The sequence below is a fragment of the Streptomyces incanus genome, from assembly GCF_042656345.1.
In the GTDB taxonomy this organism is placed as follows: Bacteria; Actinomycetota; Actinomycetes; order Streptomycetales; family Streptomycetaceae; genus Streptomyces; species Streptomyces incanus.
In genome coordinates, this window is sequence record NZ_JBHSPC010000042.1 from 1 (window position 1) to 15,468 (window position 15,468).

Here is a 15,468-nt window from a genome sequence, read left to right on the forward strand (position 1 = left end):
GCTGAGCACCAGCACACCGCCGGTGCCCAGCGCATCGGCGACCGGCTCCAGATCCGTGGTGCCCGGCGACAGGTCCTCGGCAGGGAGCCAGTTCAGAGTGGGGCGCATGCGCATGCCGCCAGGGTACGGAACCCGGGAGCCACCTCCCGCTTGCGCTGTCCATGGCGCCCGTCGCGGCCGACCTCCACCAGTCGCGATCGCCTACCCCTCCCCGGGCCCGGCCCCGCTGGACGTCCTGCCCTGCCTGCCGACAGTCCGGTGCGTATCTGGGCGACCGCCGACGGCGAGGCCCCGGGCCCGCCGCTCACGAGCGAACAGATCCGCAGCCGCAGCCTGGGCCGGGCCCTCCGTACCACCCTCGGCGTCGCTCTCACCGCGCCGCCGCTCACGCCGCGACCTGCCTCGTCGTACGCTGCCGGAACCTCGCCGACGGGGACACGGCGCGGGCGCTGACGGCCCCATGCCGGACGGCACCCACATGCCCCCCACGTTCGGCCCCGGGGCGTCGATTCTGCCGGAGCAGGGCAACGGTTGCGTGCCGCCCGGCTCCCCACCGTGTCCCGGGCCGAGACGCGGAGGACCGGGGGTATCTCGCCTCGCGTCCACGTGTCCCGCACCGCGGCCGGAGCGGGAGCGGAACCCTGGGGTCCGTTGGGAGACGGCATGGAGAACGCGTAAAGATTGCCGGGTTCGGGCAATGTGCCTGGGCCGGGTCGCATGGGAGCATGCGGGTGCAGGAGATCGTCGAGTGAAAGCGGGGCCCGAATGGACTGGTTTGTGGGTCTCGGTATCGCGGGACTGGTTCTGCTGCTGTTCTCACTGATCTTCGACGGGATCCTGGAAGGCGTGTTCGGCGGCGTGCTGGACGGGTTGTTCGACGGGCTGCTGTCGCTGCCGGTCATCGCCGGGTTCGTGTCCATGCTCGGCTTCGGCGGCGCGATCGTCCTCGGCACGACGGGCCTGGGGGTCACCGGAGCGACGGCGGCCGGTGTCGTGGCCGGGGCCGCCGCAGGGTGGCTGACCTGGAAGCTCAGCCGCGCCCTCATGCGGGACCAGACCGCTGCCACCCCGCGCGGCGGCGATCTCGTCGGCACCTCCGGCTCCGTGGTGACCGCCATCCCGGCCGAGGGATACGGTGAGGTGCTGGTGTATCTCGCCGGGCAGCCGCTGAAGCTGGCCGCGAAGAGTTCAGGGCCCGTCGCGCGGGGCGCCGAGGTCTGGGTGGAGTCCGCGCTGTCCGCGACATCGGTGGCGGTCCGGCCGGTCGAGCGCTGACCGGTACGTCACCGTGGCCCGCCCCCGCCCGCGCCTTCCGTTTCCACGGTCGGCGTGCCTCCCGCGTTTCCTGTGTTTTTGCGTCACTCACGTTCATGTTCGATCCGAACCACATCGCCGTCCCCCGGGAGGGCTGAGGGGATTCCACACATATGAGCTCTGTACTGATAGCAGTGGTGGGAGTCGTCGTACTCCTGGTCCTGCTGGCCCTCGTGGTGGTCACCCGCTACAAGGTCGCGGGTCCCAGCGAGGCGTTCATCGTCACCGGCCGGCGCGGCAAGAAGTCCACCGACCCCGAGACCGGTCGGATCTTCACCGACAACAGCGGCCAGAAGGTCGTGGTCGGCGGCGGTGTCTTCGTCGTGCCCTTCGTCCAGCAGAAGTTCACCCTCGAACTGTCCAGCCGGCACATCCCGGTGGCCGTCCGGGGCGCGGTCACCCTGCGCGGGGTGAAGGCGAACCTCGAGGGTGTCGCCATCGTCAAGGTGGGCGGCACCGAGGACTCGATACGCGCCGCTGCCCAGCGCTTCCTGGACCAGCAGAACGGCATCGTCGGCTTCACCCAGGAAGTGCTGTCCGGCGCGCTGCGCTCCATCGTCGGGCGCATGTCCGTCGAGGACATCATCCGTGACCGCGCCGCCTTTGCCGGACAGGTCGCGGAGGAGGCCGAGGCCAGCCTGTCCGGGCAGGGGCTCGTGCTGGACGCCTTCCAGATCCAGGACATCACCACGGAAGGCTCCTACCTGGAGGACCTGGGCCGCCCCGAGGCGGCCCGCGCCAAGCAGGAGGCCGACATCGCCGAGGCCGTCGCCCGCCGCGCCTCCGAGCAGGCCCGGCTCAAGGCGGAGGAGGAGATCGCGATCGCCCAGCGGACCTACGCCCTGAAGCAGGCCGAGATCAAGGCCGAGACGGACGAGGCCGCCGCCCGCGCCGACGCCGCCGGCCCGCTCGCCGAGGCAGCCCGGCGGCAGGAGGTCCTGCAGGAGCAGGAGAAGGTCGCAGCCCGGCAGGCCGCGCTGACCGACCGTGAACTGGACACCAAGGTCCGCAAGCCCGCCGACGCCGCCCGCTACCAGGCCGAGCAGGAGGCCGAGGCCCGCCGTATCGCCTCGGTCAAGGAGGCCGAGGCGGCTGCCGAGCGGGCACGGCTGACCGGTGAGGGCGAGAAGGCCCACCGCGCGGCGCTCGCCGACGCCGTACGCCTCGAGGGTGACGCCGAAGCCGCCGCGATCGCCGCGAAGGGCGCGGCGGAGGCCGACGCCATGCACAAGAAGGCCGACGCCTTCGAGCGCTACGGCGACGCGGCGGTGCTGCAGATGCTGGTCGAGGTGCTGCCGCAGGTCGTCGGCAAGGCCGCCGAGCCGCTGGCCGCCGTGGACAAGCTGACCGTGATCTCCACCGACGGCGCGGGGCAGCTCACGCGCACCGTCACTGACAACGTCACCCAGGGCATGGAGCTTCTCAACTCCGCCACCGGCGTCGACCTCGCCCAGCTCCTCCAGGGGCTCACCCGGCGCGGTACGTCGACGACGCCCGTTCCCGTCGAGCCCGCGAACGGCAAGGTCGACATCTCGGAGTGACGTCCCCGGTATCGGAGCCCGCACGCCCTCCCGGCGTCCGGGCTCCGATGCTGTGTGTACGACATGGAGTGGCGTGGACGGCTCCGCACCGGACGTCACGGCGTCCCCTCACGCCGACAGTGAAGACACCGGAGGGCTTCGGCAGAAATCTCAGCTGTCCGAGCCGACCCCGACGATCACGCCGTGACCGAGCAATCGTTCCCGGCCTCCTTCATCCTCGACGTGGCGGACGCAGCACAGACCTCGCGCCGCCTGGTGCTCTTCGACGGCGACATGGAGCACGTCGGGAACGTCTTCGAGGAACACGACGCCGAAGCCAACGGGCACGGCCGGGAGGATCTGGCGCAATCGCCGGCCCTCTCGCTCATGTCCGAACTCGCCGACGAAATGGACTTCGGGCCCGAGTCCGGCACCTTCGTCGTCACCAGCACCGGCATCACCGCGCTCAAGCGACCGGGAGACGTGCTCCGCGGCGCATCCCAGGACCGGGACCTCCTCGCACGCCACATCCAGGGCGCCGCCCCGTTCTTCCTGCCGCGCCGACGAACCGCGAATCGGCCTCAGCCCGCCCCTCACTGGGGGTGTTCAACAGATGTCGCCGGGGGCGTGGATCACTGCTCCGCGCATGAGGAGTTCCTTACGTGCCGAGGTGTGCGGTACTGGGGGTGTACCGGAAGACTCCGTGTGCAGTCGCAGGCCGGCCCGGGCGGCGAGCCGCCGCCCGCAAGCCGACTCCTCCACGTACCAGGCAGCCGGCTGACCACCCACACGAATGTCCGCGAACTCCGAGCCGCTTGGTACGGACGGATTCAACGGTTATCCGGCACTGCGCTTTCCCTCGTAGCGTGGAGTCCGTGACAGCAGGGGATGCCGGTCGTCACGGCCGAGTCCCGTGAGGGGGCGGTACGCATCGTGTCGGAGACCGGGAAGCCGGTCCCCGACGTCGCCAACGACCTGGGGATCAACGAGACGACCCTGACGAGCCGGATCTCGCGGGCGAAGCGGGCCGAGAAGGCAACGCCAGAGGGCAAAGACGGGTTGACCGCCCGACCGGCGGCGGAGAACGCGGCGTTGAAGAAGGAGAACAGGGAACTGGGGATGGAGCGCGATGTCCTCAAACGCTGCATGGTCCCGGGGGTGAGGTAGCGGCGGCGGACCCGGCCGCCGTGGCCGGGGTGATCAGCGACCACCGGACCGAGCACGGCATCCCGCACACCGTCTCGTGCCGCGCCCCGGGCGTGATCCTCCATTCCGGCCGCGGCAGCGAGTACGCCTCGCGGAAGTCCGCCCGTGTCTGCCGTCGGCTGGGTGTGACGCGGCCCATGAGCCGGGTCGGCTCGTGCTTCGACAACAGCGTCAGCGAGGCGTTCAACAGCGTCCTCAAGGTCGAGTACGTCCACCGGTACACCTTCCGCGCCCGCACCGAGGCGCGGATCGGGATCGCCACCTGGATCACCGACTTCTGCAAAACCCGGCGGCCGCACAGCATATGCGGGTTCAAGAGCCCGATCGACTACGAGAACGAGTACGGGGCCGGCCTCACCGGAGGACTGGCTGCACAGGAAGGACTCCACAGGAAGGACTCCACAGTCCGAGGGGATTGACACCTGCTGGCGGCGTCGGCCGGCCGGTCGGAACGCCGCCACTTCGTGTCTTCCGGAGCAGTGGTGTTTTCCGGCCGTCCTGGGCTGTACTGTCCGCGACCCGGCAAGCGTTCAGCACCCTGCCTCCGAGTCCCGGACCACCGGCGGATGCGTCGAGGCCGCACTGCCGTCAGCGGCGGGCCGGCGGCTCATCCCGGCATGGCGCGTCGTCACCGGGGCATCTGCCTGCCACGATCCGGGCGGGACCGGGGGACTGGTGAGCACGAGACAAGGGGCGACGGCATGAGAAGTGTGGGTGTGGAAGAGGAACTGCTGCTGGTGGACCCGAACAGTGGTGCGCCGGTCGCCGTCTCCGGCGCGGCGCTCGCGGCTGCCGACCGCCGGGCCTGGCAGCACGGCGGGGCCGGCGCGAAGGGCCACCAGTTCGAGGAGGAACTTCAACAGGAGCAGGTGGAGTTCGCGACCGAACCGGTGACGGAGATGGGCCGGCTCCAGGAGGAGATCACCCGCTGCCGTAGGGAGGCGGCGCGGCATGCGGACACTGCCGGGGCGGTGGTGGTGGCCATGGCGACTTCGCCGTTGGTTGTCGAGCCGTCGTTGAGTACCGGTACCCGTTATCGGTGGCTGGGTGAGCAGTTTGGGTTGACGGCTCAGGAGCAGTTGACCTGTGGCTGCCATGTGCACGTGTCGGTGGACTCCGATGAGGAGGGCGTGGCTGTCCTGGACCGTATACGCCCGTGGCTGGCGGTTCTGACAGCGATGAGCGCGAACTCACCTTTCTGGCAGGGGCAGGACACCGGCTACGGCAGCTATCGCAGCCGGGTGTGGAACCGCTGGCCGTCCGCCGGTCCGGTCGAGATCTTCGGGTCCGCCGACCGTTACCACGAGCAGGTTACCGCCATGGTCGAGACGGGGGTTCTCCGTGACGAGGGCATGGTCTACTTCGATGCCCGGCTCTCCGCCACGTATCCCACCGTGGAGATCCGTGTGGCGGACGTGTGCCTGGACGCGTCTGTGCCTGTGCTGCTGGCCGCGCTCGCGCGTGCCCTGGTGGAGACGTCCGCCCGGGCTTGGCAGGACGGCGTACCGCCGGCCAGGGTCGGGACGGGGCTGCTGCGTCTCGCCTCGTGGCGAGCGGGACGCTCGGGTCTCGACGGTCCCCTCCTGCACCCCGAGACCATGCGCGAGACCTCCGCTGCCCGAGCGGTGCAGACTATGTACCGGCACGTTCGCGAGGCGCTGGTGGACCACGGCGACGACGCTCTCGTCCGCGAGGGCATCGCCCGCCTCTTCGAACAAGGCAACGGGGCGCGTACACAACGCCGACTGCTGGCCGAGGAGGACAGCCTCGCCCGGGTCGTGACCCGCTGCGCCGACTTGACCACGAGCAGCTGACGTCCTTCCGCTACGTGGGTTCATTGTTTCAGACTGATCGAGGCTGAGAGGAAACGCGGAGTCCTGCGCCCAGTCCCGCCGGCCCGGCACCACCGCAGCAAGGCCAGAGCCCAGCCGGTCCGTCAATTGAGATCGTCCATGGTGACCGACCCGAAGGCCGCGAGGTGACGGCGGTGGGCCAGTTCGGTCCTCGCCTCGCTTGTTCCCCGGGAGTTGGCGGCCTCAGCGAGAGGTGGGAGTGCCCAGCGGTCGGCGCGGTGGATCGACGCACCGGATGAGCAGGGTGCAGTACCGGACGACACCGGCGGCCCGTAGGCAGGGGGTTGCCTCACGGAGCTGCCGGTCCTGGCCCGTTGGACATCCGACGACGCGGAGCTGTTCCGGCTGTATCTGGACCATCGCGTCAACAACCCGGTGTCCTGCACGGTGGCCGCCGACGCGGGCTTCCCCGCGGAGGGACCGCAGCACCGGAAACTGGAGTACGACGGGGTGCCGCGACGTCGAGCTGCGTGCCCGGCTCGCTGCGGACGAGGATCCCTGGGAGTTCCGGCCGGACGGCCCGCCGACCCGGCGGGGTGCGGGGGCGGCGGCGGTCTCGTTCAGGACGGTTCCCAGGTGTCGACGGCGAAATGGGTCGTCATCCCGTGGTGGTCGTACAGCCGGGAGCCCCGGTGGCGTTCGCGGCGTCCACGCCGGGCCCGATGGCGTCCCGGCCCCATGTCGCGAAGGCCGCGAAGGCCGCCGCGCGCCGCCCAGAACAGCTCGGGTCCTTCCTCCCTGCTCACCGTGCGCACCGCGCCGTCCGCAGTGACGATCGTGAGCGAGCGGACACTGTCGCAGCTCAGACCGAACGTCCGCATCGCAAAGCCGAAGCCGCCGCCGAGCGTGAGATCAGCGATCCCGGTGGCCGAGATCTCCCCGCCGGGTGTGGCCAGAGCGTGCAGCTGGGTCTCGCGGTCGAACTCACCCCAGGTAACGCCCGCGCGGGCCCGCCCGGGCGGGCGCGGTGAGGGCAGCTGGGTCGACGTGCACGCCCTTCCTGCGCGACAGGCCGATCACCAGCCCCTCGTCGCACACCCCGCTACCCGCCACCGGGTGCCCGCCACCGCGGATGCTGACGAGGGGACGGTGCTTGCGCGACCCGCACCGTCTCGACCACGTCCGCCGTACCGGCGCACCGGGCGATGAGCGCGGGGCGGCGGTCGATCAGCCCGTTCCACACGGTCCGGGCCTCGTCGCAGTCGGGGTGCCCGCGGTCGATCACCTCACCTTGGAGCGAAGCTCATCCGCCGGCGCCTGATCAGCGGCGGCTGTCGGTACGGCCCTCTGATCGCCCGGCATGTGCGTCACCTTCTCCGGGGTGCGCTGCTTGCTGCAGCCGTCTCGCCCACACCGGTTCGGAGTGGTCGGGCCCGCAGGCCGGCCCGACCACTCCATGGGCAGCACCGGAAACACTGGACCCAGGCCGGCCGGACCGGCTCACCCGGCTCCAAAGGTGGTCGGACGCGCCCGGGCCACCGGAAGCGCGTTGCCACCGCCCCACCACCTCGATGTGGCAGAACTCCGCGTCGGCCACACCGGCCGGATACCGCTGTCCGCGGTGAAGCAGGGGAAGGGCAACGTGCCTCGGCAAGGTATTCACCGGCGACTGCACGCTGTACAGGCACTGAAGGACGGTGACCGGCCATGGCGCGGGACGAGGCCGGACCACAACTCGTGATCGTCTGCCCCTGTCCTGCTCCGGCCCGGGGCGACAGAATCGGGAACAGGACCGACCAGTGGGCAGTCGCCCACGCTGGGTCCTCTCCTTCGGCCCTTGCCGGGCAGAAACCGCGGGAGAGGGCCCTGGGACGAACAGGAGCTTTCGTGACGTACGACGTCGAAACCATCCGCGCGCAGTTCCCCGCGCTGGCCGCCGGGACAGCACACTTCGACGGTCCCGGTGGCACCCAGACCCCCCGGCCCGTCATCGAGGCCGTCTCGGACGCGCTGAGCAGCCCGCTGTCGAACCGGGGACAGGGGGCGATCGGGGAGCGCAACGCCGAGAGCATCGTCACCGGGTGCCGGCAGGCTCTGGCCGACCTCCTGGGCGCGGACCCGGCCGGGATCGTGTTCGGGCGCAGCGCCACGCAGCTCGCCTACGACTTCTCGCGCACCCTTGCCAAGACGTGGTCGCCGGGGGACGAGGTGGTCGTGACCCGACTGGATCACGATTCGAACATCCGCCCCTGGGTCCAGGCCGCAGCCTGGGCCGGAGCCACCGTACGCTGGGCCGACTTCGATCCGGCCACCGGGGAACTGACCGCCGACGACATCCGGGCAGTGCTCTCGGAACGCACCCGGCTGGTCGCTGTGACCGCAGCCTCCAACCTGATCGGCACGCGTCCCCGGATCGCCGAGATCTCCCGCCCGGTGCACGAGGCGGGCGCGCTGATGTACGTCGACGGTGTGCACCACACCGCCCATTCCCTGGTCGACGTCGAGCAGCTGGGCGCGGACTTCTTCACCTGTTCCCCGTACAAGTTCCTCGGTCCGCACCACGGAGTGCTCGCCGCCCGGCCCGAGTTGCTGGAGACACTGCGTCCCGACAAGCTGCTGCCCTCCACCGACGTCGTCCCAGAGCGCTTCGAACTCGGCACGTTGCCCTACGAGTTCCTCGCGGGCACCCGTGCCGCCGTCGACTTCCTCGCCGGACTCGACGCACGCGCATCAGGCACCCGACGTCAGCGACTGGCCGCGGCGTTCGCGGCGCTCGAGGGACACGAGGAAAACCTGCGGGCTCGGATCGACAAGGGACTGAGCGTCCTCGACGGTGTCACGGTCCACTCCAACGCCACCGACCGCACCCCCACCCTGCTGCTGACCGTCGACGGTCGCAGCACGACGGATGCCTGTCGGTTCCTCGCGGAACGCGGTGTCCACGCGCCGTCCGGGGCCTTCTACGCGGTCGAAGCCTCCCGCAGGCTCGGTCTCTCGGACACCGGAGGACTTCGTGTGGGCCTCGCCCCCTACAACAACACAGAGGATGTGGAGCGGCTGCTGGCCGGCCTGTCCGATTTCCTGGCAGGGCGTTCCTGAGGCCCGGTTCCCGGATCCCGCATGCCCGGACGGCCGAACTGCGGCCCACGGACCGCGTGTAACGCGAACCGCACGGAGGACCGGCCCGTCGCCCAGCGCGGGCGACGGGCCGTCGAGAGCCAACTGCGCACGCGGCGCTGCGGGACACGGGCTTACGCTCTCTCCTCCCGAGCGCTGAAGGGTGCGGTGAGCAACACCGCGAGCGTGCCTGCCAGGCCTCGCCCGCCGGACGGGAGTGTGAAAACGGGCCTACCGGGGGGACGCGTATCGACTGACGGCGACCAATTTGATTGCCGGGCGGCTCCCGGGGGCAACCGCGAGATCAAGCGCCGCACCGACGTCGTCCAGGTCTTCCCGACCCCGCCGCCCTCAAGCGGCTGGTCACCGCGGTGCTCAGCGAGATGCACGACGAGTGGAGCGCGTTCCCCCGCCGCTACCTCTCCGAAGGCAGCATGGCCGCCGTCCACGCCGGCGAAAGCGCCGGGAACACCACCCACGAGCTCTCCAACACCCCAAACACCGCCTCCGGTTGATCGTCCACACCAGCAAGCGGGACGCCATCCTGGCCTGAGCCGTTGTTGACGTACCGAACCTGAGGACGGTGTTCTCGCTGCTCAGGAATGGGGCCGGTGATTCGGTGGGAGTGGTGGCCTGTTGTCTCGTCGCTCCTCGGGAGGTCGCGTACGCCTACGTGGTCGCTCCGCCCATGGCCGTCCCGATGATGCGGGACACCCCGGCCAGGCTGCCGCCCGCGCGGCGGGAGTTCGGCCCGCGGCGGAAGTTCCGGCGGCCGGCGCCTTGGCTAATCTGCACGGGTGACCACCGACCTGACCTTGCTGCCGCGTGTCGCCTATCACGGACAGGAGGTCACCGCGCCCCGGCTCCGCGGCCTCCTCGCTCTGCTCGCGGGCGACTTGCGCACGGGCTGCAGCATCGAGCGGCTTGTGGCAGGGCTGTGGCCGGACGAGTTGCCCGAGCGGCCGGGAAAGGCGGTGCAGGTCCTCGTGTCCAGGGCGCGGGCGCAGCTGGGCGCCGACGTCCTCGTCAGCACGCCGACCGGATACCGGCTCACCCTCGCCGAGGATCAGGTCGACAGCTCTGCCCTGCTGCTGCACGCCACCGCGAGCGCGGACCGGGCCAGGGCCGGGGATCACGCGGGATCGCTGGCTGCGGCCGAGGCCGGGCTCGCGCTGTGGGCGGGCACCCCTGACGGGGCCGGCGCTCCCGACGACCCCGTAGCCGCGTTGCGCACCGAGCGGGCCCCCGTCCGAGGCACGCTCATACGCGCGAAGGCGCTCGCGCTCGCCCGCCTCGGGCGGCACGCGGAGGCGGCCGGACCGCTGGCCGTGGCCGCCGCGGAGCATCCGCGCGACGAGGAGGTACTCGCCGAGCTGCTGCGCGGCGAGGCGGCGACGGCGGGCCCGTCCGCCGCGCTGACGCGGTACGAGGCGTACCGCCGTGAGCTGCGCGAGGCGCTCGGCACCGATCCGGGCGCCGGGCTCAAGGCCGTACAGCAGGAGCTGCTGCGCGGTGAGGCGCCCGTGGTCAGGCACGGCGTGCCGCACGAGCCGAACCCGCTGCTCGGCCGGAACGAGGACATCGCGGCGGTGGAGCGGCTGCTGGGCACCTCCCGCGCCGTCACCGTCGTCGGCCCCGGCGGCCTCGGCAAGACCCGGCTCGCGTACGCCGTCAGCCGCCGGGCCGAGCAGCGCGTGGTGTATTTCGTGCCGCTCGCCGGCGTCACCGTGGACGCGGACGTGGCCGCGGAGGTGGCCTCCGCGCTCGGCGCGGGCGAGGGACGGCCCGGCGCCATGAGCGGCCACGCCCCGGCCGACCTGGTGTCCGGCATCCTCGGCGTACTCGGCTCCGGGCCCGCTCTACTGGTCCTCGACAACTGCGAGCAGGTCGTCCGGGGCGCCGCCGACCTCGTACAGGCCCTGGTCTCGTCCTCGAAGGACCTGCGGGTGCTCGCCACCAGCAGGGCCCCGCTCGGCCTCACCTCGGAGGCGGTGTACGCGCTGCCGGAGCTCGGGCTCGACACCTCGGTCGAGCTGTTCACGCAGCGGGCCCGGGCCGCCCGGCCCGGCGTGGAGCTGCCGCCGGACACAGTGGCCGAGCTGTGCCGCCACCTCGACGGGCTTCCGCTCGCCGTGGAGTTGGCCGCGGCGCGGGTGCGAGTCCTTTCGGTGCCGGAGATCGCGCGCCGCCTCGGCGACCGGTTCGCGCTGCTGCGCGGCGGGGTGCGGGATGTGCCGGAGCGCCACCGCACGCTGCACGCGGTCGTGGAGTGGAGCTGGAACCTGCTCGCGGAGGACGCCAGGGCGGCGCTGCGCACGCTGTCCGTCTTCCCCGGCGGCTTCTCGGGCGAGACGGCGGAGCAGGTGCTGGGCGAGGAGGCGCTGATGCTGCTGGAGCAGCTGGCCGATCAGTCCCTGCTGACCGTCGTCGACACCCCGGTCGGCGTGCGGTTTTGGATGCTGGAGACCGTGCGGGAGTTCAGCGCGGCCCGGCGTGCGGAGGCGGGCGAGGAGGACGAGGCCGTCGGCCGGTTCCTCGCCTGGGCGCGGGACTTCGGGGTCGCGTACCACGACTGGCTCTTCGGCTCGCGGCCGCTGGCCGCCAGGGAGCGGATCAAGGCCGAGCAGGACAACCTCGTGCTGGCCCTGCGGCACGCCCTCGCCCGTACGGACGGCCCCACCATCGCCGCCCTCACCGCCGTGCTCGCCTCTTTGTGGTCCAACGACTCCGGCTTTCCCCGCCTCGCCGCCCTCGCCGCGGACACCGGCCCCCCGCTGTCGCACTACCACCCCGAGCCCGAATACGTCGAAGTCGCCCGCGCCGCCGCGGCGTTGTGCACGGCGGGCCTGTTCATGGGCCACGGTCCGGTCGCCGTACGCCAGCTCGTCACCCTCCGACGTCTGCCCGCGGCCCCGCCGGACACGCTGCTGCGCGCCGCCGCGGCAGTGCTGAGCGCGATCCCCGAAATGCTGCCTCCCCACTACGAAGTGCTGCACAGGCTCTGCGTCGGCGACAGCGGGCAACCGCTGCTCGCCGGCATCGCCGAGAGCGTCGCCACCTACGTCTGGGAGTACGAGCACGACATCGACCGCGCGCTCGCCTCGGCCCGCCGGACAATCGCCGGACTGGCTTCGGCCGGCAATCCGTCCGTGCAGCTCATGGGGCATTCCCGGCTGAGTGAGCTGTACTTGCGGATGGGGCGGGGCGAGGAAGCGTACGGGCAGCTCATGGCGGTGCTCAAGGTGCTGCCGCGGCTCGGCGACGGGCACGACTACCTCTTCGTCCGCTGGCTCCTCGTCCTCGCCTGCCTGCAGCGCGGCGACCCCGACGAGGCCGAGTACTGGCTGCGGCAGGCGGAGAACGACAACATTCCGCAGCAGGACTCCTTCTACCGGCCCGACCTCGGCGGGCGCGCCGAGATCGCGCTCGCCCGCGGCCTGACGGAGGCCGGGCTCGGCCTGTGGCGCGGCGCCGTGCAGCGGATGCGCAAGGCCGGCTCGGCACACAGCGACGACCTCTGGCTCGATCCGTGGGTGCTGCAGGTCCAGTCGGCGGCGGTGACGGCGCACGCGCACGCCGGTCGGCTCGAGCTGGTCGCGGAACCGGTCGACCGGCTGCGGCAGGGGCTGCGGACTCTGCTCTCCGGTCCGGCCGGCCCGCCCGTGGAACTCCCTGTGTTCGGGACGGTGCTGCACGCCCTCGGCATGGCGGGGCTCGCGTCCGGCGACGCCGGTGCCGTACGGATGATCGCGCTGGCCGAACGGCTGCGGGTGCTGCGCGACTTCCAGCCGACGATGTCGGCGGACCGCGCCCGGAAGGCGGCCCAGGACGCCGACGGGGCGGCGTACGCCGACGCGGTGTCGGAGTATGCCGCCCTGGAGCGGGACGAGCTGCGGGAGGCGGCCCGCGCGGTTGTATCGGCTACTTCGGGTCGCGGTTGAACAACGCCGTCGACCAGCGGTGGCCGAGCACGGTCAGGCCGATGCACCAGAGGAGCGCGATCCACCAGTTGTTGCCGATCTCGGTGCCGAGCAGCAGGCCGCGCAGGGTCTCGATGGCCGGGGTGAACGGCTGGTACTCGGCGATCGGCTGAAACCAGCCCGGCATCGTGTCGGCCGGGATGAAGGCACTCGAGACGAGCGGAAGGAGGATCAGCGGCATGGCCATGTTGCTGGCCGCCTCGGGGTTCGGGCTGGCCAGTCCCATTCCGACGGCGATCCAGGTGAGCGCCAGGGCGAACAGCGCGAGCAGCCCGAACGCCGCCAGCCACTCCAGGGCCGTGGCGTCCGTGGACCGGAAGCCGATGGCCACGGCGATGGCGCCGACGAGGACCAGGCTGGCGAGCACCTGCAGCACACTGCCGACGACGTGCCCGATGATCACAGAGCTGCGGTAGACCGCCATCGTGCGGAAGCGGGCGATGAGGCCCTCGGTCATGTCCATGGAGATGGACACCGCGGCCCCGATCACGGTGCTGCCGATGGTCATCATCAACAGGCCCGGGACGAGATAGGCGATGTACTCGGAGCGGTCGGCGTCCCCGCCGCCGATGCCCGCGCTCATCACGTCCCCGAAGATGTAGACGAAGAGCAATAGCAGCATGATCGGCGTGAGCAGCAGGTTCAGGGTCATGGACGGGTAGCGCCGTGCGTGCAGCAGGTTGCGGCGCAGCATCGTGTTCGAGTTGCGTACGGCGAGAAAGAGGGAGCTCATCGGACAGCCTCCTCGGGCTGGTCAAAGACGTTGGCTGCGCCGGTCAGGGCGAAGAACACGTCGTCGAGGTCGGGGGTGTGCACGGTCAGCTCGTCCGCCTCGATACCGGCCGAGTCCAGCCGGTCGAGGAGGGAACGCAGCTCGCGCTGGCTGCCGTCGCTGGGGATCTGCAGCGACAGCGCCTCGTCGACGGGGGCGCCCCCTGCTCGAGCGAAGCCGGGAGTTCGGGGGAGGGCGACCTCGCGCAGGGCGACGGCGGCGGACTGGTAAGCGGCCGGGTCGGCGAACCGCAGCCGCACGTGCCCGCCCGGAATGAGCTGCTTCAGCTCGTCGGCACTCCCTTCGGCGGCGAGCCTGCCGTCGCTCAGCACCGCGATGCGGTCGGCGAGCTCGTCGGCCTCCTCCAGGTACTGGGTGGTGAGGAAGACGGTGACGCCGCCGGAGACCAGCTCGCGGATGATCCCCCACATGCTGTGGCGGCTGCGCGGGTCGAGGCCGGTGGTCGGCTCGTCAAGGAAGATGATCCGCGGATTGCCGACCAGCGTCATGGCGAGATCGAGCCGGCGCTTCATGCCGCCGGAGTAGGTGGAGACGGGCTTCTTCGCGGCCTCCACCAGGTCGAAGCGCTCAAGGAGTTCGGCGGCGGTGCGGCGGCCCTCGCTGCGGGAGAGCAGGTGCAGATCCGCCATGAGGAGCATGTTCTCCTCGCCGGTGATCAGGCCGTCGACGGCGGAGAACTGCCCGGTGACGCCGATCGCGGCGCGCACGGCCTGCGCGTCGGTGACCAGGTCGTGGCCGCCGACGCGCAGCTCGCCGGCGTCGGCGGTGATGAGGGTGGAGAGGATCTTGACGGCGGTGGTCTTGCCGGCGCCGTTAGGGCCGAGCAGCGCGAACACGGACCCGGCCGGCACCGCCAGGTCGATGCCGTCGAGGACCGTCTTGTCCCCGTAGGCCTTGCGCAGCCCCTTGACCGCGATGGCGGGAGAGTGCGATGTCGTTGTCGTCATGCCGCAGAGGTTGCGGCAGGGCGCATTCAGCGCGGTTTCAGAATGCTTTCAGCGGCTTGAACCGGACGGCGAACAACATCAACTACGCTGGCGCCGGCCGCATGACCCGTGTCCAGGACTCGGGGTCATGGCCCGCTTCGAAGAGGCCCCGTTCCCGACACATGCGGTGGTGAGCCGTGCGCTCTCGTTGGGGGGAGCCTCGTTCAGTGTGGTGTGCCTGCTGGAATTTCCAGCCGCCGCCGGTGCGGGGTGCCGCTCAGCCCGGTTGCGCGTCGACCGGGGCCGCCGCGCCCGTGCCGCGTCGACCCGGCGGTGAGGTGAGGCGGGGGACGTCGGTGGGGGAGAGGTCGGGGCGGGCATGGTGCCGGCGTGCGGGATGCCGCCACCGGCCGGAGGCGTCCCGTGCGACGTCGACGCCGGCTTCCGCCATCAGCTCCGGTTCCACCAGCGTGACGTCCAGCGTCTCTCTGCTGCCCCACCCGGCGGAGAGCGACCAGCCCGCCCGCGGATGACCTCACCGGGTCGCAGCGAGCGGGCCGGCGACCGCAGCACCTGCGGCCTGGGCGAGGGTGGTGGTGCGGCCGGTATCGAAGGCGGCCTTCGGCGTCACGGTTTTGGGCTCGGCGTCAACTACCCACTGCGTTCAATGTATTGACACGTGCATTACAGGGGATTTACGTTCCGGCCATCTGAGAGCGCTCTCAGGCTCCCTCCTGTGATGACTTGAGGTGCCGCATGCCATCCCCCCGCACCAGGCCGGCAGCAGTGCTGCTGCTGGCCTCAGCCCTCGCCGTCGTC

Annotated in this window: 13 protein-coding genes and 2 pseudogenes; 9 read left to right on the top strand and 6 right to left on the bottom strand. The window is 71.3% G+C overall.

The window, feature by feature from the left end:
* Window positions 1-114 (bottom strand): annotated as a pseudogene (locus ACFP2V_RS16295) (NAD-dependent protein deacetylase 1); the annotation flags it as partial.
* 651 nt (window positions 115-765) lie between these two features.
* Here ACFP2V_RS16295 and ACFP2V_RS16300 point away from each other — a divergent pair.
* The 6 genes from ACFP2V_RS16300 (at window position 766) to ACFP2V_RS16325 (ending at window position 5,854) form a co-directional block, all read left to right on the top strand.
* Window positions 766-1,275 (top strand): hypothetical protein, encoded by a 510-nt coding sequence (locus ACFP2V_RS16300; protein WP_381212050.1) that lies wholly within the window; start codon window positions 766-768, stop codon window positions 1,273-1,275.
* Window positions 1,276-1,427: 152 nt separating this feature from the next.
* The gene (locus ACFP2V_RS16305; protein WP_381212053.1) at window positions 1,428-2,855 is read left to right on the top strand and encodes a flotillin family protein; all 1,428 of its coding nucleotides are present in this window, start codon (window positions 1,428-1,430) and stop codon (window positions 2,853-2,855) included.
* Window positions 2,856-3,128: 273 nt separating this feature from the next.
* Entirely contained in the window at window positions 3,129-3,713 is a 585-nt protein-coding gene (locus ACFP2V_RS16310) for an Imm51 family immunity protein (protein WP_381212195.1), read from the top strand.
* Window positions 3,714-3,722: 9 nt separating this feature from the next.
* Window positions 3,723-4,001: a transposase gene (locus tag ACFP2V_RS16315; RefSeq protein WP_381212056.1), complete on the top strand. Its 279-nt coding sequence runs from the start codon at window positions 3,723-3,725 to the stop codon at window positions 3,999-4,001.
* Window positions 4,002-4,021: 20 nt separating this feature from the next.
* Window positions 4,022-4,459, top strand: a complete 438-nt coding sequence (locus ACFP2V_RS16320) for an integrase core domain-containing protein (RefSeq protein WP_381212059.1) — start codon at window positions 4,022-4,024, stop codon at window positions 4,457-4,459.
* Window positions 4,460-4,741: 282 nt separating this feature from the next.
* A complete protein-coding gene (locus ACFP2V_RS16325; protein ID WP_381212062.1) occupies window positions 4,742-5,854 on the top strand; it encodes a glutamate--cysteine ligase in 1,113 nt (370 codons plus the stop codon).
* 599 nt (window positions 5,855-6,453) lie between these two features.
* Here ACFP2V_RS16325 and ACFP2V_RS16330 read toward each other — a convergent pair.
* Together ACFP2V_RS16330 and ACFP2V_RS16335 are read right to left on the bottom strand one after the other, a co-directional pair.
* On the bottom strand, window positions 6,454-6,870 hold the full coding sequence (locus tag ACFP2V_RS16330) for an FAD-binding protein (RefSeq protein WP_381212198.1): 417 nt from the start codon (window positions 6,868-6,870) through the stop codon (window positions 6,454-6,456).
* Between the two features lie 65 nt (window positions 6,871-6,935).
* Complete coding sequence (locus tag ACFP2V_RS16335; RefSeq protein ID WP_381212064.1) at window positions 6,936-7,118, bottom strand: hypothetical protein; 183 nt, start codon at window positions 7,116-7,118, stop codon at window positions 6,936-6,938.
* A gap of 602 nt (window positions 7,119-7,720) precedes the next feature.
* On the opposite strand from ACFP2V_RS16335, the gene ACFP2V_RS16340 reads away from it, so the two are divergent.
* From ACFP2V_RS16340 to ACFP2V_RS16350, 3 genes and pseudogenes are all read left to right on the top strand, one after another.
* A complete protein-coding gene (locus ACFP2V_RS16340; RefSeq protein WP_381212067.1) occupies window positions 7,721-8,932 on the top strand; it encodes a cysteine desulfurase-like protein in 1,212 nt (403 codons plus the stop codon).
* Window positions 8,933-9,244: 312 nt separating this feature from the next.
* Window positions 9,245-9,465 (top strand): annotated as a pseudogene (locus ACFP2V_RS16345) (transposase); the annotation flags it as partial.
* Between the two features lie 282 nt (window positions 9,466-9,747).
* Window positions 9,748-12,891 (top strand): ATP-binding protein, encoded by a 3,144-nt coding sequence (locus ACFP2V_RS16350; protein WP_381212070.1) that lies wholly within the window; start codon window positions 9,748-9,750, stop codon window positions 12,889-12,891.
* Here the strand turns inward: ACFP2V_RS16350 and ACFP2V_RS16355 are convergent.
* From ACFP2V_RS16355 to ACFP2V_RS16365, 3 genes are all read right to left on the bottom strand, one after another.
* On the bottom strand, window positions 12,872-13,663 hold the full coding sequence (locus tag ACFP2V_RS16355) for an ABC transporter permease (protein ID WP_381212073.1): 792 nt from the start codon (window positions 13,661-13,663) through the stop codon (window positions 12,872-12,874). The two genes, ACFP2V_RS16350 and ACFP2V_RS16355, sit on opposite strands and share 20 nt — an antisense overlap.
* Window positions 13,660-14,670 (bottom strand): ATP-binding cassette domain-containing protein, encoded by a 1,011-nt coding sequence (locus ACFP2V_RS16360; RefSeq protein WP_381212076.1) that lies wholly within the window; start codon window positions 14,668-14,670, stop codon window positions 13,660-13,662. Before ACFP2V_RS16360 ends, ACFP2V_RS16355 begins: the two co-directional genes overlap by 4 nt.
* 256 nt (window positions 14,671-14,926) lie before the next feature.
* Window positions 14,927-15,100, bottom strand: coding sequence for an ATP-dependent DNA ligase (locus tag ACFP2V_RS16365; protein ID WP_381212079.1), 174 nt, complete (start codon window positions 15,098-15,100; stop codon window positions 14,927-14,929).
* Between the last annotated feature and the right edge of the window lie 368 nt (window positions 15,101-15,468).

Coding starts and splice junctions, on each gene's coding strand:
- ACFP2V_RS16300 (WP_381212050.1), top strand. CDS start 766: ATGGACTGGTTTGTGGGTCTCGGTATCGCGGGACTGGTTCTGCTGCTG.
- ACFP2V_RS16305 (WP_381212053.1), top strand. CDS start 1,428: ATGAGCTCTGTACTGATAGCAGTGGTGGGAGTCGTCGTACTCCTGGTC.
- ACFP2V_RS16310 (WP_381212195.1), top strand. CDS start 3,129: ATGGAGCACGTCGGGAACGTCTTCGAGGAACACGACGCCGAAGCCAAC.
- ACFP2V_RS16315 (WP_381212056.1), top strand. CDS start 3,723: ATGCCGGTCGTCACGGCCGAGTCCCGTGAGGGGGCGGTACGCATCGTG.
- ACFP2V_RS16325 (WP_381212062.1), top strand. CDS start 4,742: ATGAGAAGTGTGGGTGTGGAAGAGGAACTGCTGCTGGTGGACCCGAAC.
- ACFP2V_RS16355 (WP_381212073.1), bottom strand. CDS start 13,663: ATGAGCTCCCTCTTTCTCGCCGTACGCAACTCGAACACGATGCTGCGC.
- ACFP2V_RS16360 (WP_381212076.1), bottom strand. CDS start 14,670: ATGACGACAACGACATCGCACTCTCCCGCCATCGCGGTCAAGGGGCTG.
- ACFP2V_RS16365 (WP_381212079.1), bottom strand. CDS start 15,100: ATGGCGGAAGCCGGCGTCGACGTCGCACGGGACGCCTCCGGCCGGTGG.